General features: G+C 38.5%; 21 protein-coding genes and 5 pseudogenes. 1 reads left to right on the top strand and 25 read right to left on the bottom strand.

The window, feature by feature from the left end:
* Positions 1 to 7 precede the first annotated feature (7 nt).
* The 19 genes and pseudogenes from NBRC111893_RS05390 to NBRC111893_RS05480 form a co-directional block, all read right to left on the bottom strand.
* Entirely contained in the window at positions 8 to 835 is an 828-nt protein-coding gene (locus tag NBRC111893_RS05390; RefSeq protein ID WP_125008283.1) for an acetyl-CoA carboxylase carboxyltransferase subunit beta, read from the bottom strand.
* Positions 822 to 2,195, bottom strand: coding sequence for an acetyl-CoA carboxylase biotin carboxylase subunit (locus NBRC111893_RS05395; RefSeq protein ID WP_125008284.1), 1,374 nt, complete (start codon positions 2,193 to 2,195; stop codon positions 822 to 824). The genes NBRC111893_RS05390 and NBRC111893_RS05395 overlap by 14 nt, the downstream gene beginning before the upstream one ends.
* An 18-nt stretch (positions 2,196 to 2,213) precedes the next feature.
* A complete protein-coding gene (locus NBRC111893_RS05400) occupies positions 2,214 to 2,630 on the bottom strand; it encodes a 3-hydroxyacyl-ACP dehydratase FabZ family protein (protein ID WP_125008285.1) in 417 nt (138 codons plus the stop codon).
* Positions 2,631 to 2,634: 4 nt separating this feature from the next.
* On the bottom strand, positions 2,635 to 3,078 hold the full coding sequence (gene accB / locus NBRC111893_RS05405) for an acetyl-CoA carboxylase biotin carboxyl carrier protein (protein WP_225417607.1): 444 nt from the start codon (positions 3,076 to 3,078) through the stop codon (positions 2,635 to 2,637).
* Positions 3,079 to 3,110: 32 nt separating this feature from the next.
* Positions 3,111 to 4,340 (bottom strand): beta-ketoacyl-ACP synthase II, encoded by a 1,230-nt coding sequence (gene fabF, locus NBRC111893_RS05410; RefSeq protein WP_125008286.1) that lies wholly within the window; start codon positions 4,338 to 4,340, stop codon positions 3,111 to 3,113.
* A gap of 13 nt (positions 4,341 to 4,353) precedes the next feature.
* On the bottom strand, positions 4,354 to 5,085 hold the full coding sequence (locus NBRC111893_RS05415; RefSeq protein ID WP_125008287.1) for a 3-oxoacyl-ACP reductase family protein: 732 nt from the start codon (positions 5,083 to 5,085) through the stop codon (positions 4,354 to 4,356).
* A 5-nt stretch (positions 5,086 to 5,090) separates the two neighbouring features.
* Complete coding sequence (locus tag NBRC111893_RS05420) at positions 5,091 to 5,999, bottom strand: ACP S-malonyltransferase (RefSeq protein ID WP_125008288.1); 909 nt, start codon at positions 5,997 to 5,999, stop codon at positions 5,091 to 5,093.
* Positions 6,000 to 6,008: 9 nt separating this feature from the next.
* Positions 6,009 to 6,251, bottom strand: coding sequence for an acyl carrier protein (locus NBRC111893_RS05425; protein WP_125008289.1), 243 nt, complete (start codon positions 6,249 to 6,251; stop codon positions 6,009 to 6,011).
* Between the two features lie 32 nt (positions 6,252 to 6,283).
* Positions 6,284 to 7,267, bottom strand: coding sequence for a beta-ketoacyl-ACP synthase III (locus NBRC111893_RS05430; RefSeq protein WP_125008290.1), 984 nt, complete (start codon positions 7,265 to 7,267; stop codon positions 6,284 to 6,286).
* Positions 7,264 to 7,677: a MarR family winged helix-turn-helix transcriptional regulator gene (locus NBRC111893_RS05435; protein WP_125008291.1), complete on the bottom strand. Its 414-nt coding sequence runs from the start codon at positions 7,675 to 7,677 to the stop codon at positions 7,264 to 7,266. The genes NBRC111893_RS05430 and NBRC111893_RS05435 overlap by 4 nt, the downstream gene beginning before the upstream one ends.
* A 77-nt stretch (positions 7,678 to 7,754) precedes the next feature.
* Positions 7,755 to 8,201, bottom strand: coding sequence for a 3-hydroxyacyl-ACP dehydratase FabZ (gene fabZ, locus NBRC111893_RS05440; RefSeq protein ID WP_125008292.1), 447 nt, complete (start codon positions 8,199 to 8,201; stop codon positions 7,755 to 7,757).
* A 265-nt stretch (positions 8,202 to 8,466) separates the two neighbouring features.
* A complete protein-coding gene (locus NBRC111893_RS05445) occupies positions 8,467 to 9,768 on the bottom strand; it encodes a pyrimidine-nucleoside phosphorylase (protein ID WP_125008293.1) in 1,302 nt (433 codons plus the stop codon).
* Between the two features lie 45 nt (positions 9,769 to 9,813).
* A pseudogene (locus tag NBRC111893_RS05450) lies at positions 9,814 to 10,757 on the bottom strand (sugar-binding transcriptional regulator).
* A 17-nt stretch (positions 10,758 to 10,774) separates the two neighbouring features.
* Entirely contained in the window at positions 10,775 to 11,491 is a 717-nt protein-coding gene (gene deoD, locus NBRC111893_RS05455; RefSeq protein ID WP_125008294.1) for a purine-nucleoside phosphorylase, read from the bottom strand.
* 11 nt (positions 11,492 to 11,502) lie between these two features.
* A pseudogene (locus NBRC111893_RS05460) lies at positions 11,503 to 12,695 on the bottom strand (phosphopentomutase).
* A 27-nt stretch (positions 12,696 to 12,722) separates the two neighbouring features.
* Positions 12,723 to 13,382, bottom strand: coding sequence for a deoxyribose-phosphate aldolase (deoC, locus tag NBRC111893_RS05465; RefSeq protein ID WP_125008295.1), 660 nt, complete (start codon positions 13,380 to 13,382; stop codon positions 12,723 to 12,725).
* A gap of 154 nt (positions 13,383 to 13,536) precedes the next feature.
* On the bottom strand, positions 13,537 to 14,451 hold the full coding sequence (locus NBRC111893_RS05470; RefSeq protein ID WP_439957178.1) for a glycine betaine ABC transporter substrate-binding protein: 915 nt from the start codon (positions 14,449 to 14,451) through the stop codon (positions 13,537 to 13,539).
* Positions 14,452 to 14,454: 3 nt separating this feature from the next.
* Positions 14,455 to 15,305: pseudogene (locus NBRC111893_RS05475) on the bottom strand (ABC transporter permease).
* Positions 15,298 to 16,496 (bottom strand): annotated as a pseudogene (locus NBRC111893_RS05480) (quaternary amine ABC transporter ATP-binding protein). The pseudogenes NBRC111893_RS05475 and NBRC111893_RS05480 overlap by 8 nt, the downstream one beginning before the upstream one ends.
* A gap of 333 nt (positions 16,497 to 16,829) precedes the next feature.
* Here NBRC111893_RS05480 and NBRC111893_RS05485 point away from each other — a divergent pair.
* On the top strand, positions 16,830 to 17,477 hold the full coding sequence (locus NBRC111893_RS05485) for an MIP/aquaporin family protein (RefSeq protein WP_125008296.1): 648 nt from the start codon (positions 16,830 to 16,832) through the stop codon (positions 17,475 to 17,477).
* Positions 17,478 to 17,517: 40 nt separating this feature from the next.
* Here NBRC111893_RS05485 and NBRC111893_RS05490 read toward each other — a convergent pair whose 3' ends face one another.
* From NBRC111893_RS05490 to gatC, 6 genes and pseudogenes are all read right to left on the bottom strand, one after another.
* A complete protein-coding gene (locus NBRC111893_RS05490; protein ID WP_125008297.1) occupies positions 17,518 to 17,880 on the bottom strand; it encodes a DUF1304 domain-containing protein in 363 nt (120 codons plus the stop codon).
* A gap of 104 nt (positions 17,881 to 17,984) precedes the next feature.
* On the bottom strand, positions 17,985 to 19,352 hold the full coding sequence (gene rlmD / locus NBRC111893_RS05495; RefSeq protein WP_125008298.1) for a 23S rRNA (uracil(1939)-C(5))-methyltransferase RlmD: 1,368 nt from the start codon (positions 19,350 to 19,352) through the stop codon (positions 17,985 to 17,987).
* 74 nt (positions 19,353 to 19,426) lie between these two features.
* Positions 19,427 to 20,439 (bottom strand): annotated as a pseudogene (locus tag NBRC111893_RS05500) (diacylglycerol kinase).
* A gap of 16 nt (positions 20,440 to 20,455) precedes the next feature.
* On the bottom strand, positions 20,456 to 21,877 hold the full coding sequence (gene gatB, locus NBRC111893_RS05505; protein WP_125008299.1) for an Asp-tRNA(Asn)/Glu-tRNA(Gln) amidotransferase subunit GatB: 1,422 nt from the start codon (positions 21,875 to 21,877) through the stop codon (positions 20,456 to 20,458).
* Positions 21,877 to 23,340: an Asp-tRNA(Asn)/Glu-tRNA(Gln) amidotransferase subunit GatA gene (gene gatA / locus NBRC111893_RS05510; protein WP_125008300.1), complete on the bottom strand. Its 1,464-nt coding sequence runs from the start codon at positions 23,338 to 23,340 to the stop codon at positions 21,877 to 21,879. Before gatA ends, gatB begins: the two co-directional genes overlap by 1 nt.
* Positions 23,340 to 23,651 (bottom strand): Asp-tRNA(Asn)/Glu-tRNA(Gln) amidotransferase subunit GatC, encoded by a 312-nt coding sequence (gene gatC, locus NBRC111893_RS05515; protein WP_125008301.1) that lies wholly within the window; start codon positions 23,649 to 23,651, stop codon positions 23,340 to 23,342. The genes gatA and gatC overlap by 1 nt, the downstream gene beginning before the upstream one ends.
* Between the last annotated feature and the right edge of the window lie 6 nt (positions 23,652 to 23,657).

The raw sequence follows: 23,657 nt of genomic DNA on the forward strand, positions 1-23,657 counted from the left end.
CAATCTCCTACAATTCATGCAATTTAAGCAATTGATACAATGTTTGCTTCATATTTCGCCGTTCAACGATCGCATCAATAAATCCATGTTGTAAAACCGTCTCAGCTTGCTGAAAATCAACTGGTGGTTTCTGGCGAATTGTTTGTTCAATTACTCGCCTGCCAGCGAACCCCACTAGCGCATGAGGTTCAGCAAGAATAATATCACCGTCCATAGCAAAGCTAGCGGTGACTCCCCCCGTGGTTGGGTCACAAAGGACCACCGCATAGAATAGTCCGGCCTTAGCATGTTCACTAATCGCAGCCGAAACCTTAGCCATTTGCATCAATGACATGATTCCTTCCTGCATCCTAGCTCCCCCTGAAGATGTGAACATAACTACGGACATTGATTTTTTAGTTGCTAGCTTAAATAAACGAGAGATTTTTTCTCCCGTCATTGAACCCAGACTTCCCATTACAAAGAACGGATCCATAATTCCGGCAGCAAATTTGATATCCTTAATTTCAGCAATCCCTGTCAATACACTTTCGTTAATTCCAGTAACCTGCTTCGCCTTTTTTAATTTAGCTAAATATTTGGCATCTTGATAACGACTAGGAGTTGTTAATTCTGCGGCAATTTCTTCAAAATCATCGAAAGTAATATCAACACGTTTTTTGGCTGTGATCCTAAATCCATAACCACATTTTGGACAAACATTTAAAATTCCAGCTCGATTGGCAAAAAATACTTCATGACAGATTGGACATTCTTTAATGAGGTTGTCGGGAATCCCATTCATTCGTTTCCTAAGAATATCATTGCTGGGAGTTTTAAATTTACCTGGTTCCATTTGCAACCTCCTGATGTTTAAGGATTCTATTTTCAAGATATCCAGTATCAAATTCACCACTGGTAAAGCCATCGCTGTTAATAATCACTGTCAGAAAATCTTGGTTAGTAGTGACACCACCAATTTCAAGCTCTGACAGTACCCGTTTCATCTTATTAACAGCAGTTTGTCGATCATCTAAGTGAACAATTACTTTGGCAATCATTGAATCATAAAAAGGCGATATAAAACTTCCCTGGACAATTCCTGAATCGAATCTAACTCCCAAAGTACCATCGGGAAGATAAAGATGGTCAATTTTACCGGGCTGAGGAACGAATCCTTGATATGGATTTTCAGCGTTCAAACGGCACTCGATCGCATATCCTTTTAGTGCTGCCTTATCCTGATTAAATGGTAATTCATCATTATTGGCTACTAAGACCATTGCTTTAATTAACTCAATGCCAGTAACTTCCTCAGTAATTGTGTGTTCTACCTGAAGTCTGGTATTCATTTCCATAAAGTAAAAATTATGATCTTGATCCATCAAAAACTCAAAAGTACCAGTATTAGTGTACTTAAGGCTTTTAGCAGCCTTAGTAACAATGTCACCAAGATACTGTCTTTCCTCAGGACTAATTAATGCACAAGGACTTTCTTCAATGACCTTTTGATGATTTCTTTGTAAAGAACAGTCTCGTTCCGGTAAGTAAACCACGTTGCCAAAGTTATCGGCAATTACCTGCATTTCAATATGCTTGGTATGCGTCAATAATTTTTCAACATAGATGTCATCATCATTATAAGAGATGCGCGCTTCTTGTTGAGTTGATAAGAATGCTGATTCCAAGTCGGCGTCCTTATCAACTCTGCGAATCCCCTTACCGCCGCCCCCAGCAGCTGATTTTAGCAAAATTGGATAACCGATTTTATCGGCAATTTGTTTAGCCGTTGAGACGTCACTAACGACACCATCACTACCCGGAATTACTGGTACGCCTGCCTTCTGCATTGCAAATCTGGCATTCGACTTATCACCCATTAACTTAATCACATCAGAGTTAGGACCAATAAATTTAATATGACATTCTTCACACAACGCAGCAAATTCAGCGTTTTCAGATAAAAATCCGTAACCCGGATGAATTGCTTCACAACCGGTTAAGTTGGCCACACTAATAATTTCGGCCATATTTAAATATGATTCGCTTGGCTGAGGGCCGCCAATTTTAATGGCTTCATCCGCCAAAGAAACAAATAAACTATCCTGATCAGCGCTTGAATAAACTGCTACAGCGGCAATATCCATATCATGAAGCGCGCGAATGATTTGCACAGCAATTTCACCACGATTAGCAACTAAAACTTTTTTAAACATATTCTCACCTCAGGATGTCTATTCGATTGCAAATACAAGATCTGCTTCCGTAACTATCTGATTATCACGAAGAATCTCACCATGACCAACCCCAACATTTAGCTTCAGCTTTTGTAACTTAACCACCATGACTAATTCATCACCGGGTCTAAAATCATCGTAAAATTTGGCTGATCTAATTCCACCAAAGAAGACGTTTTTACCTTGATACTCATCCATGCTTAAGATTGCCGCGACACCGGTTTGCGCAACTGCTTCAATCAGAATTGGCCGGGGAACTATTAAATGATTTTGCGGTTGATTAGCAAAAAACCATTCATTAATAGTTATTAGCTTGGTCGCAGATGCGCTTTCACCAGGAATTATTTCATTAAAGTAATCAATCATTTGAAATGGGTAACGTTGAGGAATAACATCTTGCACATTTAAATCCATTAGTTTACTCCTCCTCTACTTTGAAAATGGGTTGATCAAACTCAACCATGGCACCATCTTCAACTAGCGTGTCCTTGATTACACCATCTATATTACTTTTGACCTCATTGATCATCTTCATTGCTTCAATTACGCAAACAACTTCGCCTTTTGAAACACGATCACCCACACTTTTGAAAACTGGCTTGTCAGGACTTGGCGAGAAGTAAACCACCCCAACTAATGGGGCCTTAATTTCAGACAAGTTTGGATCATCGACTGAACTAATTTCTTCATTTGATTCAGTAGAATCTGTTGTTTCATTAACCAATTGGTCAGCATTTTGCTTATGGTAGTCAGGATTATCAACAATCGTTGGTTCCCCTAACTCTCGCTTACTCAATGAAAGTTTAAAATCTTCATCTTGTAACTCAAAATTCATCATTGATGATTGATCAAATTTTTCCATTTAATTTTTCAATTGATTTCTCATCCATTAGGCTATTCAACTCCCTTGAATGCCAATACAGCGTTATGCCCTCCAAAACCAAATGAATTACTAATCGCAACGTTTACTAAACTGTTCTTGTTGTTCTCAGTAACTAAATCTACTGGGCATTCTTCGTCTTGATTCTTCAAGCCAACGTTGACCGGCATTTCGTTTCTTTGAATTGAACCAACGACTGCAACTGCCTCAATCGCCCCAGCAGCACCCAGCAAATGGCCAGTCATTGATTTAGTGCTACTTACCTTCACATGGTCATTATCCTTGAAGACATTAACGATGGCCTTTGATTCAGCACTATCGTTAGCCTTGGTACTAGTCCCATGAGCATTAATATAATCAACATCTTTGGTCGAAATATCGCCTTCATCCAATGCTTGTTGCATTGCCCGAATAGCACCCTTTCCTTCAGGATCCGGCGCCGTCATATGGTAAGCATCACTGGTTGTCCCATAGCCAACGATTTCGCAAAGCATCTTGGCCCCGCGGTTCTTAGCATGATCGTAACTTTCAAGAATCAGTGTACCGGCTCCCTCACCAAGTACAAAACCATCGCGATCTTTATCAAAAGGAATTGAGGCCCGCATAGGATCTTCACTCTTGCTTAATGCGGTTAAGGCCGCAAATCCAGAAATTCCAATCTCATTGACTGAAGCTTCTGAACCACCAGCGATCATCACGTCAGCTTTACCAGATTTGATAAATTCAAATGCATTACCAATTGAATTGGTACCTGATGAACACGCAGTTACCACAGCTTGACTAGTGTTCAAAGCATTAAATTCAATCGCAATATTACCAGCTGCCATGTTAGCAATTGAATTAGGCACAAACAGTGGTGACACTCGTTTTGGTCCCTTATCATGCATTTTGATAACTTGTTCCTCAATGGTAGTTAAGCCACCAATCCCTGAACCATAGATAACTCCTAACTGATAAGGATCGAGATTATCTTCATTCAAACCGGCCATTTCCATGGCTTCTTTGGCACTGTATACTGCGTAATTACTAAATGCATCATTTCTTCGAGCAGATTTCTTATCTAATCTAACAGTTGGCTCAAAGTCCTTAACTTCACCCGCAACCGTTATTCCAGTTGCAGTAGCGTCAAACTTAGTAATTTTACTAATTCCTACTTTAGAATCGAACATATTATCTAAAAATGAATTGACGTCATTTCCCAATGGGTTAACCGTGCCGATTCCTGTAACAACAACTCTAGTCATAAACGTGCTCCTTTTAAATAGTTAAACCACCATCAACTGTCAAAACCTGACCAGTGATATATTTGTTATTGGCTAAGAACGAAATTGTATCTGCAATTTCTGCAACATTCCCAAATCTTTTTAATGGAATTTGTTCTGCAAATTCTTGCTGACGTTTTTCACTCATCGCTTCAACCATATCAGTCCGCACCATTCCTGGTGCAACCGCATTAACTCGAATTCCTCTTAAAGCGCCTTCGCGAGCAGCAGTCTTAGTCAAGCCAATCACCCCAGCTTTACTGGCTGAGTAGTTTGCTTGACCAACATTGCCATGAATTCCAGAAATACTTGAAAGATTAATGATTGCTCCTGAACGTTGCTTCTGCATGTATTTCATTACATATTTGGTCATATTAAATGTCCCAACTAAGTTAGTATTAATCACAGTTTTAAAATCATCGATGCTGATTCGCGTAAGCAATTTATCTCGAGTAATCCCAGCGTTATTAACTAAAACATCAATTCTGCCATATTTTTCGAATACGCTATCAATAATTGTTTTAGCAGACTTATCATCCGAAACGTCTCCAACCACCACTTCAAAATCATATCCTGATTGGTTAAAAGCATTTTTTTGTTCATCTGAGAGTTCAGCGTGAACGTTAATTACGACGGTAAAGCCATCATCATAGAAACGCTTAGCGGTCGCTAACCCAATTCCCTTTGCTGCACCCGTAACTATGGCCACTTTCTTATCAACTGTCATTAAGATTACCCCAATTTCTTTCTTAGTTCTGTCAATGTTGCGGCACTATCAACGTGATATGTTTCAACCCCGCGATTAATTTTTTTAGTTAATTTACTCAAAGTAGCCCCTGGCCCTAATTCAACAAATGTCGTTGCTCCTAAGTTAGTCATTTTCTGAACTCCGTCCACAAAATGGGTAGGCTCAACTAGTTGCCGTTTTAACACCATTTTAATATTAGTTTGCGTAAATGAATCTGAAATCGTGTTACTAATAACCGGAAAGACCGGTTGATCAAAAGAGATTGTCTCCAATCTCTGTCCTAATTGATCAGCGGCACTTGTCATCAATGGCGTATGCGAGGCAACCGCAACCTTCATGGGAATGACACGCTTAACCCCATGTTGTTTTAAATAAGACGATGCCTTAGTCACCCCAGAATCATCCCCACCTATCACCACTTGCGAACTGGTGTTGTAATTAGCTGGGTACACTCGTCCGGCCTCGTTACCAAATTTAAGAGCTGCTTCTAATAAGTCATTATTCGCATTCAATACTGCAGCCATACTTCCAGGATTGATCTTACCTGCAACGTCCATGTATCTCGATCGATCACGGACTAATTGCAATGCGTCACTAAAAGCAATCGCCTTACTAGCAACTAGGGCACTATACTCACCCAGACTTAAGCCTGCTGCAACCATTGGGTCACCTAGATCTTGACTAATTATTCGATGAATTCCTGTGCTCATCGTTAACACTGCTACTTGAATATTATTAGGATCATCGAAAATCGCCGCATCACTTAGATTAATTCCTAAAATTTCTGCCGCTTCATCAACGGTTTGCTTATAAACTGGTTCGGTTTGGTAAAGGTCTTGGCCCATTTTTTCAAATTGACTTCCCTGACCACTAAACAAATATCCTAACTTCAAAATGACTACCTACTTTTTATTAACCTGATTTGTAACATAGTCTACTAATTCGCCAACGGTTGACATACCATCATCAGTTTCAATTTCAATTTCGTATGTATCTTCTAATTTATCAACAATTTCAAAAATATCTAGACTATCAAGATCCAAATCATTTTTGAAGTTAGTCGTTTCTTTAACCTTGTCAGCTTCTACATCCAATTGGTCCACGATAATATCTTTTACGTTGTTAAATACTTCTTCTTTTGTCATTATAAAATCCTCCAAATATTTTTAATAATAATCTAGTACCTTAAAACAATCGTGCCAATTGTTAAGCCACCACCAAAGCCGGAAAGCACCACAATGTCACCACGGTTAATTTTGCCAGCTTTTACCAACTCATCGAACAAAATTGGTTCGCTTGCAGCAGCAGTATTCCCATACTCGCTAATGTTAGTATCAAACTTATCAAAATTTACCCCAAGCTTTTCAGAAATTCGCTCTATAATACGTACATTTGCTTGGTGTAGGACAAAATGATCGACATCAGCAAGTGAAACTCCAGCTTGCTTGAGGGCTGCTTCGATTGAAAGTGGCACGTTCTTGACTGCAAAATTGTAAACTCTACGACCATTCATAGTGAAAAATCGATTAAATTCTACTGATTCACTTTGAAATGGCGTCGTATCTCCAGTTTGACCTGCCGTTAAGTACTTACCTAACTCACCTAAAGTGTTAAGGTCAGTGCCTAAAATTGCACCAGTATCTTTTGAACTATTCTCTAGTAACATTCCTGCTGCCCCATCGCCAAATAAAACAGCAGTACTACGATCGTGCCAATCAATCAATTTACTTAAAACTTCTCCACCGATTAAAATGGCTTTTTTAGATTCATCACTAACTAATAACTTTTGGACTACTGACAGTCCGTACGAAAATCCAGAGCATGCCGCATTTAAATCAAATGCAATGGCATTTTTAGCTCCAATTTCCCCTTGAACTGTTGCAGCTACCGAAGGAGTTAAATAATCAGGAGACATAGTGGCAATGACAATATAATCAATTTCTTCAGGATTAGTATCAGATGTTGCCATCAGTTCTCGACTAACATCAACACACAAACTAGTAGTTGTCTCTGTATTAGCAATATGTCGCCGTTTAATTCCGGTTCGTTGGGTAATCCACTCATCAGAAGTGGCCATTATTTTAGCTAGGTCATTATTAGTAACTACCCGAGACGGAACTTTTCGTGCTGATTGGCGCACGGAAATATTTTCATATTTCATTTATTTGATACCTCATCAATAAATCCTAATAATTTCTTTAAAACCTGTTCAATTATCTCTATATTGTCATCCGAAAATCCGTCTAATACGCTTTTGACCAAGGTTGAATGAAAAGCACTATGAGCACGATACAAAAGACGTCCTCTATCAGTAAGTTTAAGATTAATTATCCGTCGATCGACTTGATTTGGAATCCTAGTTACGTATCCCTTACGGACCAGAGTATTAATATTCGCTGTTAACGTTCCTTTACTAAGCTTTAAGTAATTCGCAACCTCTGAAGTGGTTTTCTGGCGATGAAGACCAATTGCATGAATTAAATGAAGTTCTTTGGCAGTAATATCTTTAAAACGACTCTTACGAATTTCCGCTTCTTCAATTCTCATAATACTATCGTACACATCAATCATTGACTCACTAATAAAATTAAAATCGGATTTCTTTTTTCTATGCTTCGATCAGCCACTAGTTCCATTTACCTCCAAAACTATAATTTCTGATCAGCATCAGCGACGATAAACGTTAGCTTACATGAACAAGCAACTTTATCATCAACATTAGCTGAACACTTAACCGTTCCCATATTTGATCTTACTTTTTCCAAATCAACATGCAATTTAAGAACGTCGCCAGGTCGAACAACCTTTCTAAACTTGGCGTTATCAATTGCCCCAAGATAAGCTGTCTTACCCTTGAATTCTTCAGATTTTAAAATTAAGATTGACGCTGCTTGTGCTAGCGCCTCAATAATTAAAACCCCGGGCATAACTGGGTTACCAGGAAAATGTCCTTGAAAAAATTCTTCATTAATCGTTACGTTCTTAGTAACCGTAATTGACTTGCCAGGGTTTAATTCGTCCACCTTATCCATAAATAAGATAGGATATCGGTTCGGAATTAAATCCATAATCTCAGACGTATCTAAAACACTCATTGATATTTCTCCTTATCCTTTTAAGCAAAATGTGCGCTTAAATTTAGTTTGAATGTCAAACTATTAGGTAAAAATAAAGCGTCCTTAGTGGACGATAGTCATAATAATATAAATTAGTTTGAATATCAAACTAATTTATTGAAATTATTTTTAGTAGTCTAAGCACACACTTACGGAGGTAACGATTGTAGCCAATTAAAATACAAAAAATATTTTTTATAAATTAATAAAAACCGCTTGCGTATTATTACAAGCGGCTAATAAATTATTCAATTGTTTCATAAATCAAAGTCGGTGCCGTAGCCGAATCAGAAATTTCAATATTATCGTACAAAAGATCCTTGATATCATCAATTTTTTCTCGGTTACTATAAATCGTTAGCAATGATTCTCCAGCGCTAATCGAATCACCAATCTTATGGTGCAAATAAATTCCAACGGAATAATCTAATTTATCATCAGCTTTTTGACGACCACCACCGAGTAACATACTAGCAATTCCAATCTCATCAGCTACAATTTTCGAAACCACTCCTGACACCTTGGCTGGTAATTCAATTTGGTACTTGGCTTGAGGTAAGACACCATCGGGGTTGTCAACGACTGTCGCATCACCATGTTGATCAGCAACCATCTTTTTGAAGCTAGCTAATGCGTCGCCATTTTCAATTACCCGCTGACACATTTGCTTACCATCTTCAGGAGTCGTTGCTACGTTACCCATCACTGCCATATAACCACCGATTGTCGTAGTTAATTCCACTAAATCATGAGGGCCATTATTCTTTAGTAACTCAATGGATTCCTTAATTTCTAGCGCATTTCCGACAGCATTTCCAAGGGGTTGATTCATATCAGTAATCATTGCCATACACTGCATTCCTACCCCTTTGCCAATTCCTACCAAGGCTTTAGCTAAATTCCGAGAATCATCCAATGTCTTCATAAATGCACCGGCACCAGTCTTTACGTCAATAATCAGGGCATCAGTCCCTGAAGCGATTTTCTTGCTCATAATTGACCCAGCAATTAATGGAATTGAATCTACAGTATCAGTAACATCTCTGAGAGCATAGATTTTTTTATCGGCTGGAGCAATATTGCCAGTCGCTCCAATAATGGCACACTTATCCTTGGTAACTTGGTTAATAAAGTCCTGTTCAGAGATTTCAACCTGATATCCAGGAATCGCTTCTAATTTGTCTAACGTTCCCCCAGTGTGACCTAAACCTCGTCCAGAGATCATTGGCACCGGAATCCCTAACGCTGCAACGACGGCAGCTAAAGGAATACTAACCTTATCGCCAACGCCACCAGTTGAATGCTTATCAACTTTAACCCCAGGAATTGAACTCAAATCAAGGTGATCACCTGATTCCATCATCTTCATGGTCAATGATGACTGCTCTTGATCAGTCATTCCCTGAAAATAAATCGCCATTAATAAGGCACTTGTCTGATAATCAGGAATGTCTCCACTTACAACTCCATCCACAAAGAATTGAATTTGATCATCAGTTAATTCTAAGCCTGAACGTTTAGCGTGAATAATATCAACCATTCTCATAAAAAATTCCTCCGCCTTCGGTAACCGCTTACAAAAAAGCAAAACCTAAAAATCTAATAGTAATTGAGCTAGGGTCTGATCAAGAATCACACAATTAGTATACCCAGCTTTAATCGCAGCATGAACTCCGGCTGTCTTCTGATTTCCGTAAGCTACTAAAATCGCATGCTCTTTTTGTTTAAGATCAGCTAGATCGATGCCAATAGTGCGCGCATCAATTTCTGGAGCGACTACTTTTCCATTTTCGTCAATAAACCGTGAGACAATATCGCCAACCGCAGACTCTTGCAGCCGCTTAATTTCTGGTTCTGCAAAATATCCTAATTGAAAAACTAAAGCTTCAGATCTAACTGTGCCGACTGTGAATAAAGCGAAGTTAGCCCGTTTTCCTAACATCAAGATATTATTAATGTACCGATCTTGTTCCACCATTTGTTTGGTAGTAACATTATCAAAAATCACTGGCAATGGTAGGTATTCAGGTGTTACATGATAAGCCTTAGCTAACTCATCTACACTTTCATGAGCATATGTTTTTTCATTAGCGAAACTCACACTTCCCTTTAACTGAACCACCCGCACTCCAGGTACGAACTGATCATCTAAATGTTTAGTGACACTATGAATCGTTTTCCCCAACCAATTCCAATTATGTCCTGAGGTTTAACAATAGTAGTTAAATAATCGGCCGCATACTTACCAACACTATCTTGAATTGCAGTTGTTCCAACATATTTATTAGGAACCACATGAAATTCAATTCCGTACTTAGCTTGTAATTTCTCAGCCAGAACTTGAATGCTAACAACTGGATTAATTATCTGAATCTTAACGATTCCGGCATCCTTAGCATACTGAAGTAGTCTGGAGACGGTTGGTCGAGAAATGTTCAATGATTCTGCAATCACTGATTGACTTTCATTGTCCTGATAATACATTTCTGCCACTCGTAGGCTTAATTTTAATTTATCGGTATCTCGATTTGCCATCATCCAAACCACCTCAATTAGTCTTTCATGTTTTTAACAGCTGTATTTAACGCTAATCTCATCATTTCATCAAATGAAGTTTCCCGGTCCTTGGCTGACATGGCTTCGCCAGTCAATAGATGGTCTGATACTGTCAGAATCGTCAATGCTCGAATATGGTATTTGGCTGCCAATAAGTACAACCCACTGGTTTCCATTTCAGTAGCTAACACCCCATAGTCGATGAGTTTTTGAGTATCAATCTCATCATTATAGAATCGATCAGCCGCAAAGATGTTTCCGACCTTAGTCTTAATGCCCATCTCTTCGGCCGTATGGTATGCAGAATCCAATAATTCAAAGTCAGCAATTGGAGAATAATACACATTAGGACCAAACGTATTTTCAATGATTGATGAGTCAGTCGTTCCAGCTTGACCAAGAATAACGTCGCGCATGTGAACATCCGGACTCATGCCACCGCAACTTCCAACCCGATAAATAGTTTTGACCCCGTATTCTTTGATCAATTCAGTAGTATAAATAGCTAACGAAGGGATCCCCATTCCTGATCCTTGAACTGAGATTCGTTTACCTTGATAGGTTCCAGTAAATCCAAACATATTTCTGACGCTACTATATTGGACCACGTCTTCCAAAAAGTTATCTGCGATAAATTTAGCTCGTAATGGATCTCCTGGCATTAAGACAGTTTCAGCAATTTCACCTGGTTTTGCACCAATATGTGTACTCATTGTGTCGCCCCCTATTTTAATTCGTTAAGAAAACTAGTTCCAACTGGATTACCAGTTACTTCAAAGTTATCTAAGATTGTGGCACCGAAGTCAGCAAAGGTATCCCTGACCCCTAAACTTGCTGTCTTAGCCATGGATGGTGAATATGCAAGTAATGGCACATATTCTCGCGTATGATCGCTACCAGTAAATCCGGGATCATTTCCATGGTCCGCAGTAATCAATAGCAAATCATCGTCTTTAAGGTTATTTAATACCCGTTCTAATCGCTGATCAAAATCCATTAAGGCTTGACCAAATCCAATCGGATTACGACGGTGGCCGTACATTGCATCAAAATCAACCAAGTTAGTGAAGCAGAATCCTTCAAAATCTTCAGCCATTACGTGATCAACATGATCCATTCCATCCATGTTGCTTTCATTATGGTAGCCTTCATCAATGCCATGACCTGAGAATATATCGTTGATTTTACCAACTCCTACCGTGTGAACCCCGGACTTTTGTAAATAATCCAAGTCAGTGGTCCCAGTAGGTTCTAACGTGAAGTCATGTCGGTTAGCGGTTCGAGTAAAGTGATCCTTATCAGGACCAACATATGGTCGAGCAATAATCCGTCCAACGATGTACTCAGGTCCATTCACAATTGACCTGGCAAATTCACAAATTCGATAAAGTTCTTCGAGCGGAATCACTTCTTCATGAGCAGCAATTTGTAATACCGAGTCTCCGGATGTGTAAACAATCAGATCTCCAGTCTTCATCTGCTCTTCACCTAATTCAGCGATAATCTTAGTACCTGATTCAGGACGATTACCAATAACTTTACGACCAGAAAAATCTTCAATTTGGCTAATGATCGAATCTGGGAAACCATTTGGAAAAGTACTTAATGCCTGTTCAACTGGTAAGCCCATCATTCCCAATGGCCATCCATACTATCTTTACCTGCGGAGATTTCTTTCATCTTGCCATAATATCCTAATGGCTGATCAACCTTATCTACCCCTAGAATTGGTGCATCTCTCAAATTAGCTAGTCCTAATTTTTGTAAGTTAGGAATTTTCAAATCGCCCTTGTACGCTTCTCCAACGTGACCAAGGGTATCTGAACCAACATCACCGTACTTGGCAGCATCAGCTGCTTCACCAGTTCCAACAGAATCCAAAACAATTCCAAAAATACGTTTATATTTCTTAGCCATTAAAATGCCCCCTAAAATAAATCCCGATTATGAAAGAATTGTAACTGTAGCACTAACTCCTAATCGACTTGCACCAGCATCAATCATTGCTAATGCTTCTTCTTTAGAATGAATCCCACCTGAAGCTTTAACACCTAATCTAGCGCCAACAGTTTTCCGCATCAGCTTAACATCTTCAAGTTGAGCTCCTGCAGATGAAAATCCAGTCGATGTCTTAACGTAATCTGATCCGGCTTCTTCAGAAGCTTTACAGCCGGCCACGATTTGATCATTGCTTAAATATGAAGTTTCCAAAATTACTTTAAGCAATTTTCCTTTTTCGTGTACAGCATCAGCTACGGCTTTAATATCTTCAGTAACGAACTTAGTATTGCCAGCAAGTAGTTCGCCAATATTCAATACCATATCGACTTCTTCGGCACCATCATCAATTGCTGTTTGGGCTTCAAACACTTTTGTTTCAGTATTGGTTGCCCCAAGTGGAAAGCCAACAACGGTAATTGGATTTACATCGGTATCTTCAAGTTGTTCTGCAACCAATGGAATCCAATGTGAATTTACACATACGGAAGCCGTGTTATATTTTGCAGCTTCCTCACATGTTTTGATAATTTCGTCTCTAGTGGCTTCAGGTTTTAAATTAGTGTGATCTAAATATTTTGCGAGTTCTGAATTTGTAAGTGTCATAATAAATGTAACCCCTTTCATTCTTCCTATGTATTTATCATATCGGAGTCCTGAACAAATGTAAACGCTTTTATAGAAAAAATGTTCATACATTTTATGCACAAAAAAGTGTGAACTACCTGTTAAGGTGGTTCACACTTTGATTTTAGAGCGATTACTTCTTTAAATCTTCGATTGAGTTAACGTTTGTCATGTAGTAAGGAACTGCTAATCCAACCTTAGCTCCTCGCAAATTAATCCCTAAATCATCAATTTGACTTCGGTAATCTTTATAGAAGACAGCTGAAGTATTAGGTAACCAAGCACTAACCATTGCATCAGCGTCGTTACCAGCAACTGATGCCCACATTGGCTGCATCTCCATTGCTTGGATGGTTACTTTGTAGCCCAATGATTTCAAAACCTCAGCCACTACGTTAGTAGAAGCAATTTCAGAATCCCAAGCCACATAAGTCATCTTTATTGATTGGTTATGCACGTGTTTGATTCCTTTGGTCCATTCAGCAACTTGCTTAGGATTGTTTTTAATCCAAGCTTTAGCGGCTTTAGCTGGCTCTTCACCATTATTTACCTTAATCATTACTGATGACATCTGGGCAGGCGTCCAGTAGAATCGATCCAGCATCTCATAAGCTTCAGGTTTATCCTGTTTTAAATTCTTTCTGGTAATAGTATGAATATCTTCAGCCTTACCGTAGACATTTTTAGGATCTTTTAAGAATTTAAGCTTATATTTAGTGAACATCCAGTGGGGAGTCCAACCAGTAATTATAATTGGTAACTTCTTCTGATAATCCTTATCCAAAGTACTAGTCATGGCAGCTGTTGAACTTGTCTGCAATTGCCAATTATTTTTATCTAGCCCATAATCCTTAATTACATTTTGAGTACTAGCCATAATTCCAGCTCCGGCATCGATTCCAGTAATCGTATAGTTTACTTGTTTGCCGATTGACTCCTTAGGATTATATTTAGCAACCTGACTTGAACATCCGGCAAGCACTACTGCTAGAATTCCTAACGCTAAGAAAGTCGTTAATTTAGTGATTTTCTTTAAAATAGTAACCACCTCCTAAGACTTATCTGATGGTGTCTTATTAATTGCCTGAGTTACTCGGTCCAAGATGATAGCTAGAATTACGATTGCTAATCCAGCAGCAAAACCACTACCAGCATCATTCCGACCGACCGCAAAGTAAACTTTGTTTCCAAGTCCCATGGCACCAATCATTGAGGCAATAACGACCATTGACAATGACAACATCATACTTTGGTTAATTCCAGCCATTAACGTTGACTTAGCTAATGGTAATTGTACTTTAAATAACTTTTGCCATGATGTTGATCCATATGAATCAGCCGCTTCAATTAACTCAGTTGGTACTTGTCTAATTCCTAAGTTAGTCATTCTAACTGTTGGTGGCATTGCAAAAATAACTGAGGCAATTACACCAGGAACCATTCCAATTCCAAAAAAGCAACCGCCGGGATCAAATAGACAAAGGCCGGCATTGTCTGCATAAAGTCTAAAATTGGTTTAGCAATCAATTGAACCGTATTTGACTTAGCCATCCAAATTCCAATAGGAATTCCAATTACTAAGGCAATCAGGCTCGATGTCAAAACCAGAGTTAACGTTTGCGTCATATCACGCCAATATCCTTGATTCCAAATATATAGCAATCCAATCACTTCAAAACCAATTAATGTCCAATGCTTCTGGGCTCTTAACAAGTAATAAGTTAATCCAACAATCAAAACAATAAATAACCAAATTGGGATTAAATCAAAAATCCATTGGAAACCATCAATAATGCCTCCAATAAAGTTAGTTATCGCGTTGAAGAAACCTTCAAAACCTGATAGCCACTTAACTAAACTATTGATCCAATCTGAAACTGGTAATTGAGGGATATTATTCATCTTCAGCCACCTCGTTTCCTGAAATTGCGCCAAGAACGGCACCTCTAATGATAATTCCTAATAAATGATTTTGTTTATCAACAACCGCATATGGGTATGGTGATTTAGAGATTTGATCCAAGATTGTAGTGATTGGGGTATCTTCTTGAGTAGTTGGGATGTTGTTTTCAACGATTGAATCCAACCTACGTTCACCCTTTTCAATTAATTCCAACGCATGCTTAGCATCAACGATTCCAACAAATTCACGTTTACTATTAACCACGTAAACAGATGAAATTTCATTTTCACGCATTCGTCGAATAGCAATTCTTGGGCCGTCTTTATCAATATTGACCGTATTTGGTCGAATCATAACATTAGCAGCCGTTAGGACCTTAGTCCGATCAACATCTTCAATAAATCTTTCAACATAAGCATCAGCTGGCTGGGTAAGAATCTCTTCAGGGGTTCCAGTCTGAACAACTTCTCCGTCCTTCATGATCATAATTCGGTCACCAATTCTCAAAGCTTCATTCAAATCATGAGAAATAAAGACGATTGTCTTATGGAGATTTTCTTGTAAATCTAACAATTCATTTTGCATATCTTTACGGTTAAGTGGATCCAAAGCAGAAAAAGCCTCATCCATTAGCAAAATCTCAGTATCGTTAGCTAACGCTCTAGCCAACCCTACCCGTTGTTGCATCCCACCAGATAGTTGAGTTGGCAATTGATCATCGTATCCATGCAGGCCCACTAACTCAAGGGCATCATGGGCTTTTTTTAGCCGTTCTTCTTTATCAACACCCTTAACTTCCAAACCGTAGGCAGTATTTTCAATAATCGTCCGGTTAGGTAGTAAAGCGAATCCTTGAAAGACCATGCTCATTTTTTACGACGAACTTCTAATAGTTCTTTCTTGCTTAAGCTAGTTAAATCTTGACCATCAATTAAAATGTGCCCAGACGTAGGTTCAATTAATCGGTTGATCATTCTAATCATCGTTGACTTTCCTGAACCAGAAAGTCCCATGATTACAAAAATCTCGCCTTCATTTACCTCAAAACTAGCATTTTTAACGCCCACCGTAGATCCGGTTTCTTCTAGGATCTCAGCCTTTGACTTACCAGCGTCAATTAATTCTTGGGCCCGGCCAATCCGGCGACCAAATATTTTGGTAAGATTTTGCACTTGAAGTTTAGTTGTCATGTGCTCCTCCTTACATTCTTTAAAATAAAAAATTTATTTTTATAAGGGCTTAAATTAGTCCCCAAAAATAAATTAACAGATACAACCGTAACAAAATCAGTGAACTAATTCAAATGATTATCCCCTGGTTAAAATTAGTTTACCCGCTTAATTTACCTATATGATAAGGATAGCACTAATTTAATTTATATTGAAAAAATAGTCTTTTTATCATTGCTTCAATGAAATTTCTAGATAATTTATGATGCATAATTGCATTTTTCTTGACACCTAGATACAAAATAATTTAGCATATATCGTGCATTAATATTTTATTTTTATAGGAGAATCGTCATGAAGAAATATCTCGCAGAGTTTTTCGGTACTATGATTCTAGTTTTACTAGGAACCGGTACTGTCGTTATTGCCAAGGGTGATGTTCTAGCCATTGGGCTTGCCTTCGGATTAGCAATCACCATTTCAGCATACTCATTTGGTGCTGTATCTGGTGGTCACTTCAACCCAGCCGTTACAACAGCAATGTTGATCAACCATAAAATTAATGTAACAAATGCCATTGGTTACATTATTGCTCAATTTGTTGGTGCGACAGTTGGTTCTGGTTTTGTATTATACTTTGTTAAATCATTAGGTTTATCAAGTACCTCACTAGGGCAAACTGATTTCCCTAACATTTCTACTCTCACAGCTATTATTGTGGAAATCTTGATTACATTTATTTTTGTAACTATTATATTATTAGTTACTAGCGAAACATTTGGTAATCCTAATATGGCAGGATTGATCATTGGTATCGCTCTTGCATTCTTAATTATTATTGCCTTAAATCTAACTGGTGGTTCATTAAACCCAGCTAGATCATTTGGACCAGCAATTTTCGCTGGGGGCTCAGCTCTTTCTCACTACTGGGTATTCCTAGTCGCTCCCGAAATTGGGGCTATCTTAGCAGCATTTGTGGCAAGATACTTGAAGACTAACTAATTAGTTATCAAAAAGACACTACAATAACGTAGTGTCTTTTTTATAATCCAATAAAAATTGCAATCATGGTAATCATTGCGACCCCACCTTGCAATAAGATAATTTTAGGATTACTAGTTATCCCACCATAAATGGCAACTAACACCGTATAAATCATCAAAATCAGCAATGCAGGCTGACTATTATACATAAAAATTGCTAATAAAATTAAGCCACCAATTAAGCCATTATAAACCCCTTGATTCTTTAATAATGCATTAACAGTTGGCCGCTCGAGCTCCTCTTGAGTTTGATTAAAGACTTTTGCAGTGCGCTTAGATGTCGTTGCAAACGTTTCAAGATATAAAATATAGACAAACTCTATGGCCACTAATGTTCCCAATATTTTGATAATAACACTCATGTTCTTAATGCCCCCACTCCATTATAAATAAAAAGCCGCTATCCACGTATATTGCATTGGGATAACGGTTTTTATTATACTTTAAAATTAGTAAACACGTTGGTTTAAGCGCGTTCCAAAACCGAAACACTTTCCACATGAACGGTTTGTGGGAATTGATCAACAGGTTGAATTGGCTGGTTAAGATGGTAACCAAGGTCACCAAATAACTTAACGTCTCGAGCCAATGTAGCTGGATTACATGATACGTAAACTACCCGTTTAGGATTCATGTCAGCCACACTCTTAATCAATGATTCAGCTAGGCCTTTACGTGGTGGATCAACAATAACAACATCTGGTTTTAAGCCATCCGCTTGCCATTTTTCCATCTGCTCTTCAGCCTTGTTCGTTACGAACTTAACATTTTTAATTTTGTTAATCTTGGCGTTAGTTTCAGCATCCTTAACGGCGTCTTCAACAACTTCAACCCCATAAACTTGCTTAACTGCGTTCGCAACTGACAATGAAATGGTTCCAATTCCACTATAAGCATCGATAACCACGTCATCCTTACTCAGTTCAGCCTTATCAATTGCTAATTGGTAAAGTTTTTCAGTTTGTACAGGATTAACTTGGTAGAAAGAGTTAGCAGAGATTTCAAAATCTAGTCCCATTAGTTGATCATGAATTCGGTCAACTCCACTTAATAAGACATTCTTCTTACCTAACACAACGTTAGTCTTCTCTGGATTGATGTTTTGAATCAAACTAGTTAAACCAGGAATCTTTTCGTTGATTTCTCTAGTAATTTCTTCCACACTAGGTAACTTCTTAGTTCTAGTAACCAGAACAATCATCATTTCGTCAGAGTATTTACCCACTCGAACCATGATGTTTCGAACTACTCCAGTATGGTTCCGTTCATCATATGCTTCCAATTGGAATTTTCGAAGAACATCTCGCACAATCAATACAGCCTTATCGATTCTTTCATCCTGAATCTTAAAGTCTTCCAAAGGAATCATTTCATGTGAATGCTTCTTATAAAAACCAGTTGATAGTAATCCATTAACATTTCTAACGGGAATCTGAGCTTTGTTTCGGTAATGGAATGGATCTTCCATCCCAATAGTTTCATTAACTTCTGCTGGAATCTTTAATTTATCAAAATCAACTTGAACTTGGTGTTGCTTAAATTTCAATTGGGCAGGGTAATTCAAATGTTGTAATGGTGTGATCCCAGTTTGGGTATATGCCTTTTCGATTCCGTGAACCCGGTCTGGACTTTCAACCAATACCTTATCCACTCGCCCAAAGGCGAAGTTTTTCTTAACTTTAGTAACTAAGGCAATTACCTTCTCACCAACTAAAGCATTTTCAATAAAGATTGGAAAATCTTCAATCTTGGCAACACCCATTCCTTCGTAAGTTAAGTCTTGAATCGTTACTTCATAAGTTTCGTTCTTGGCAACTGGGGCCGTAAATTTCATGTATACACCTTTTCCTTTAACCAAATAAAAATTGCGAAGCAAAGTAATCGCCACGCAATCTCTTATTTTATCTCTTAGTTATTATCGTCAGTATCGTTATCTGGAAGCTTATCGACATTTTCAATAAATGTCTTTTCTAAGTTAATTAGTTCTTCACTGTCATCAGTGTACGCCTTATTTGGAATATCGTCTAGGTTAGCGAACGTTTCAATGTGCTGTTTAAGTTAACAAACTTCATTGGTGCATCACCACCATACTCACCATCAAGGTTTATCTGCATACGATTCTTAACAGGTTTGGCAACGACCTTCTTGGTTTTTTTGTAAATAATCCGAGGATCATTGATGTGCTTGCCGCCATTAATTACCTTAGCAGCTAAATGCATGATCTCCACTAAATTACTGGTTTTAACAATAATTAATGTAAATTTACCATCATCAAGAGCAGCGTCTGGGACGATTTGTTCAAAACCGCCAACCGAATTGGTGAGAGCCAAGAAAAACATTGAAGCTTTACCATTGAATTCACCATCATCATACTTAATATTCATTTCAATTGGCTTAATTCGTGGTAATAGTTCAGCTCCCCTAACTAAATAAGCTAAATATCCAAATAAAGTTTTTAAATCTGAAGGAACATCATACGTCAGCTCGGTTAATAATCCACCAGCTGCAATATTGATAAAGTAATTCTCATCAGCCTTACCAACATCCATACGAATTGTTTGATTCTTTAAGACAACCTTAGCTGCCTCAACAGGATCTTCACGGGGAATGTGCAACGCCCTAGCGTAATCATTAGTCGTTCCCGCCGGAATAATGGCCATTTTAGGTCGCTTTTTTAATGGGGCAAGCCCATTTACGACCTCATTAATGGTCCCGTCCCCACCAGCTGCAACCACTAAATCGAATCCTTCTTTTCCAGCTCGACTAGCCTCATTTTTAGCCGAATCGGGCTCTGGTGTTGTAGCAAAAGCACTTGTCTCATATCCCGCTTGTTCGAAAATATTCAGAATATCAACTAGCTTTTGCTTTAATAATTCCCTTCCAGATGTTGGGTTATAAATTACTCTGGCACGTTTACGCATACCCTTACCTGTCCTTCTATTTATTCATTGATGCAATTAATAACTTGTTTACAACCGATGGATTGGCTTTTCCTTGGGTCTTCTTCATAATCTGACCAACTAAGAAACCAATGGCCCGGTCTTTACCATTATGGAAATCTTCGATTGATTGAGGATTATCAGCAAGAACTTCATCAACGATTGGTTGAATTTGAGCAGGATCCGAAAGCTGAACCATGCCTTTTTCTTCAACAAATGCCTTAGGTTCTTTACCTTCTGAAACTGCCTTGAAGACCTTTTTAGCCATCTTTGATGAAATTGTTCCATCTGTAATCAACTTAACCATTGTTGCTAAGTTTTCAGCGGTAATATCGGTTTTTTGCAAATCAACGTGGTTATCATTCAAGTAGGCGTTAACGTCACCTTGAAGATAGTTAGCTGATAATTTAGGATCAGCACCTTGAGATACCATTTCATCAAAGAAATCAGACATCTCCTTGGTTTGAGTAAGCACCATCGCATCGTAATCAGTAATTCCTAATTCATTAACGTAACGATTACGACGCTTCTTAGGAGCCTCAGGAAGCTCTGTTTCAATTGAATCAATCCATGCTTGAGAAATATCCAATTCAGGTAAGTCTGGTTCTGGGAAATAACGATAATCGTCAGCGCCTTCCTTAACCCGCATCAAAATTGTTTGACCTGTAGTTTCATCAAAACGACGAGTTTCTGGTTGAATCACTTCACCTGACATCAGTAGTCGTTGTTGACGTTGTTCTTCATAGGCCAATCCCTTACGAACATAATTGAATGAGTTCAAGTTCTTAAGCTCAGTCTTAACCCCATATTCTTTTTGACCAACTGGACGGATTGAAATGTTAACATCAACCCGCATTGATCCTTCTTCCATCTTAACATCAGAAACACCTGTAAATTGGATAACTTGGCGAAGTTCTTCCAAGTAAGCATATGCCTCATCTGGTGAAGCAATATCTGGTTTGGAAACAATTTCAACCAATGGGGTTCCTTGACGGTTCAAATCAACGTAAGAATATTGATTACTATGGGTGTTTTTCCCAGCATCTTCTTCAATATGAAGTTCTTGAATTCCGATACGTTTCTTCTTACCATCAACTTCAATCTCTACATAACCATCGTGACCTAGTGGTGTCTCAGATTCAGTAATTTGATACGCCTTAGGATTATCTGGGTAAAAATAGTTTTTCCGATCGAAATGTGGATGGCGTTCAATATCAGCATGTAAGGCTAACGCAGCCTTAATTCCTGATTCAACAACCCCTTTGTTGGTTGAAGGTAAAACACCAGGATAACCCCAATCAATAACGTTAGTGTTTGAGTTAGGGTCATCACCGAATTCAACGGGAGATGGACTAAAAATTTTCGAGTTAGTTTTTAACTCCACGTGGACTTCAAGTCCAATTGTTGTTTCAAAATTCATTAGTTGTTTCCTCCCATCTTTGGTGTTTGTTTATGAAAATCAGTTGCTTGCTCAAACGCACTACCAGCTTGGTAAATCGTTGCTTCATCGAATGGCTTACCAATTAATTGCACACCGACTGGAAGTCCGTCAGCAAAACCAGCTGGAATTGACATTCCTGGCAAACCAGCCAAGTTAACTGGTAATGTCAGTACGTCATTCATGTACATTGTCATTGGATCACTAACATCTTCGCCAATTCCATACGCAGGAGTTGGGGCAGTAGGTGCTAAAATTAAGTCATAGTCTTTAAAAATCTTGGTGAAATCATTAATCATTAAAGTTCTAACTTGTGCTGCCTTCTTGAAGTAAGCATCGTAGAACCCAGCGGAAAGTGAAAATGTTCCTAACATAATCCGACGCTTAACTTCATCACCAAATCCTTCTGAACGAGACTTGACGTATAATTCTTCAAGATTCTTCACATCTTCAGCGCGATAACCATAACGAATCCCGTCAAAACGCTGTAAGTTAGATGATGCTTCTGATGAAGAGATAATGTAGTACGCAGCTACCCCATATTCGGTATGCGGTAATGAGACCTCTTCAACTGTCGCACCCATTTTTTTATAGGTTTCCGCTGCATCAAGGACCGTTTGCTTAACGGCATCGTCAATCCCAGCAGCCATAAATTCAGTCGGAATTCCGATTTTCATTCCCTTAACACCAGCATTTAAATTAGCTGTAAAGTCAGGAACTTCCTTATCTGAACTGGTCATATCATGTTCATCATGGCCAGCAATTGCATTTAACAAAGTCGCATTGTCTTCAACGTTTCTAGTAATTGGACCAATTTGGTCTAATGATGAACCAAATGCAATTAGCCCCCAACGAGAAACTCGACCATACGTTGGCTTCATCCCAACCACACCATTAAATGATGCTGGTTGACGAATTGAACCACCCGTATCTGAACCTAAAGCAGCAATCACTTCACCAGCAGCAACGGCTGCAGCAGAACCACCTGATGAACCACCAGGGACTTTGGTTGTGTCCCAAGGATTATGAGTGATCTTAAAAGCAGAATTTTCAGTAGAACCACCCATGGCAAATTCGTCCATGTTAGTTTTACCAATACTAATTGCGTTTAAATTAGCAAGCTTATCAACAACAGTTGCGCTATAAATTGGTTTAAAGTTTTCCAACATCTTTGAGGCAGCAGTAGTTGTAAATCCTTTAGTAACTAAGTTATCCTTTAATGCAATTGGCATTCCTGATAATAAGTTATCAGCATCGATGCCAGCTTCATCAACTGCTTTAGCACGCTTCAAAGCGCCATCTTCGTCAACATTGATGAAAGCATTAATATCTTTATCAACATCAGCAATGTTAGCAAGGGTTTGTTTCGTTAGTTCTTCAGAAGTAATTTCTTTGTTAACTAACTTTTCATGAAGTGAACTCAATGATTGATCAAAATAATTCATTATTCGTTATCCCCACTTTCATCGATAATTGCAGGAACCTTAATATAGCCATTTTCAGCGTCTGGAGCATTATCTAGTAACTCTTCACGTTGATTCCAATTATCAGCAATATCTTCTCTCATCGTGTTTAATTGATCACTAACACTGGTTGTTGGTTCAACCCCTTCGGTATTAACTTTACTTAGGGTTTCAAACATTCCGATAATTTTATCTAGTTGATTCGTGAAATATGGAAGCTGATCTGCTTCCAACTTTAATTTTGCTAGTTCAGCAACGTGGTTTACTTGGTCTTCTGAAATTCTTTCGCTCATTTCGAC

This window comes from Lentilactobacillus kosonis (assembly GCF_003864335.1).
GTDB classification, from domain to species: Bacteria; Bacillota; Bacilli; order Lactobacillales; family Lactobacillaceae; genus Lentilactobacillus; species Lentilactobacillus kosonis.

Coding starts and splice junctions, on each gene's coding strand:
- NBRC111893_RS05490 (WP_125008297.1), bottom strand. CDS start 17,880: ATGAGTGTTATTATCAAAATATTGGGAACATTAGTGGCCATAGAGTTT.
- gatB (WP_125008299.1), bottom strand. CDS start 21,877: ATGAATTTTGAAACAACAATTGGACTTGAAGTCCACGTGGAGTTAAAA.
- rlmD (WP_125008298.1), bottom strand. CDS start 19,352: ATGAAATTTACGGCCCCAGTTGCCAAGAACGAAACTTATGAAGTAACG.
- NBRC111893_RS05435 (WP_125008291.1), bottom strand. CDS start 7,677: ATGATTGATGTGTACGATAGTATTATGAGAATTGAAGAAGCGGAAATT.
- fabZ (WP_125008292.1), bottom strand. CDS start 8,201: ATGAGTGTTTTAGATACGTCTGAGATTATGGATTTAATTCCGAACCGA.
- deoC (WP_125008295.1), bottom strand. CDS start 13,382: ATGACACTTACAAATTCAGAACTCGCAAAATATTTAGATCACACTAAT.
- NBRC111893_RS05430 (WP_125008290.1), bottom strand. CDS start 7,267: ATGAAATATGAAAATATTTCCGTGCGCCAATCAGCACGAAAAGTTCCG.
- NBRC111893_RS05390 (WP_125008283.1), bottom strand. CDS start 835: ATGGAACCAGGTAAATTTAAAACTCCCAGCAATGATATTCTTAGGAAA.
- NBRC111893_RS05485 (WP_125008296.1), top strand. CDS start 16,830: ATGAAGAAATATCTCGCAGAGTTTTTCGGTACTATGATTCTAGTTTTA.
- NBRC111893_RS05445 (WP_125008293.1), bottom strand. CDS start 9,768: ATGAGAATGGTTGATATTATTCACGCTAAACGTTCAGGCTTAGAATTA.
- fabF (WP_125008286.1), bottom strand. CDS start 4,340: ATGACTAGAGTTGTTGTTACAGGAATCGGCACGGTTAACCCATTGGGA.
- accB (WP_225417607.1), bottom strand. CDS start 3,078: ATGGAAAAATTTGATCAATCATCAATGATGAATTTTGAGTTACAAGAT.
- gatA (WP_125008300.1), bottom strand. CDS start 23,340: ATGAATTATTTTGATCAATCATTGAGTTCACTTCATGAAAAGTTAGTT.
- NBRC111893_RS05400 (WP_125008285.1), bottom strand. CDS start 2,630: ATGGATTTAAATGTGCAAGATGTTATTCCTCAACGTTACCCATTTCAA.
- NBRC111893_RS05395 (WP_125008284.1), bottom strand. CDS start 2,195: ATGTTTAAAAAAGTTTTAGTTGCTAATCGTGGTGAAATTGCTGTGCAA.
- deoD (WP_125008294.1), bottom strand. CDS start 11,491: ATGAGTACACATATTGGTGCAAAACCAGGTGAAATTGCTGAAACTGTC.
- gatC (WP_125008301.1), bottom strand. CDS start 23,651: ATGAGCGAAAGAATTTCAGAAGACCAAGTAAACCACGTTGCTGAACTA.
- NBRC111893_RS05425 (WP_125008289.1), bottom strand. CDS start 6,251: ATGACAAAAGAAGAAGTATTTAACAACGTAAAAGATATTATCGTGGAC.
- NBRC111893_RS05415 (WP_125008287.1), bottom strand. CDS start 5,085: ATGACAGTTGATAAGAAAGTGGCCATAGTTACGGGTGCAGCAAAGGGA.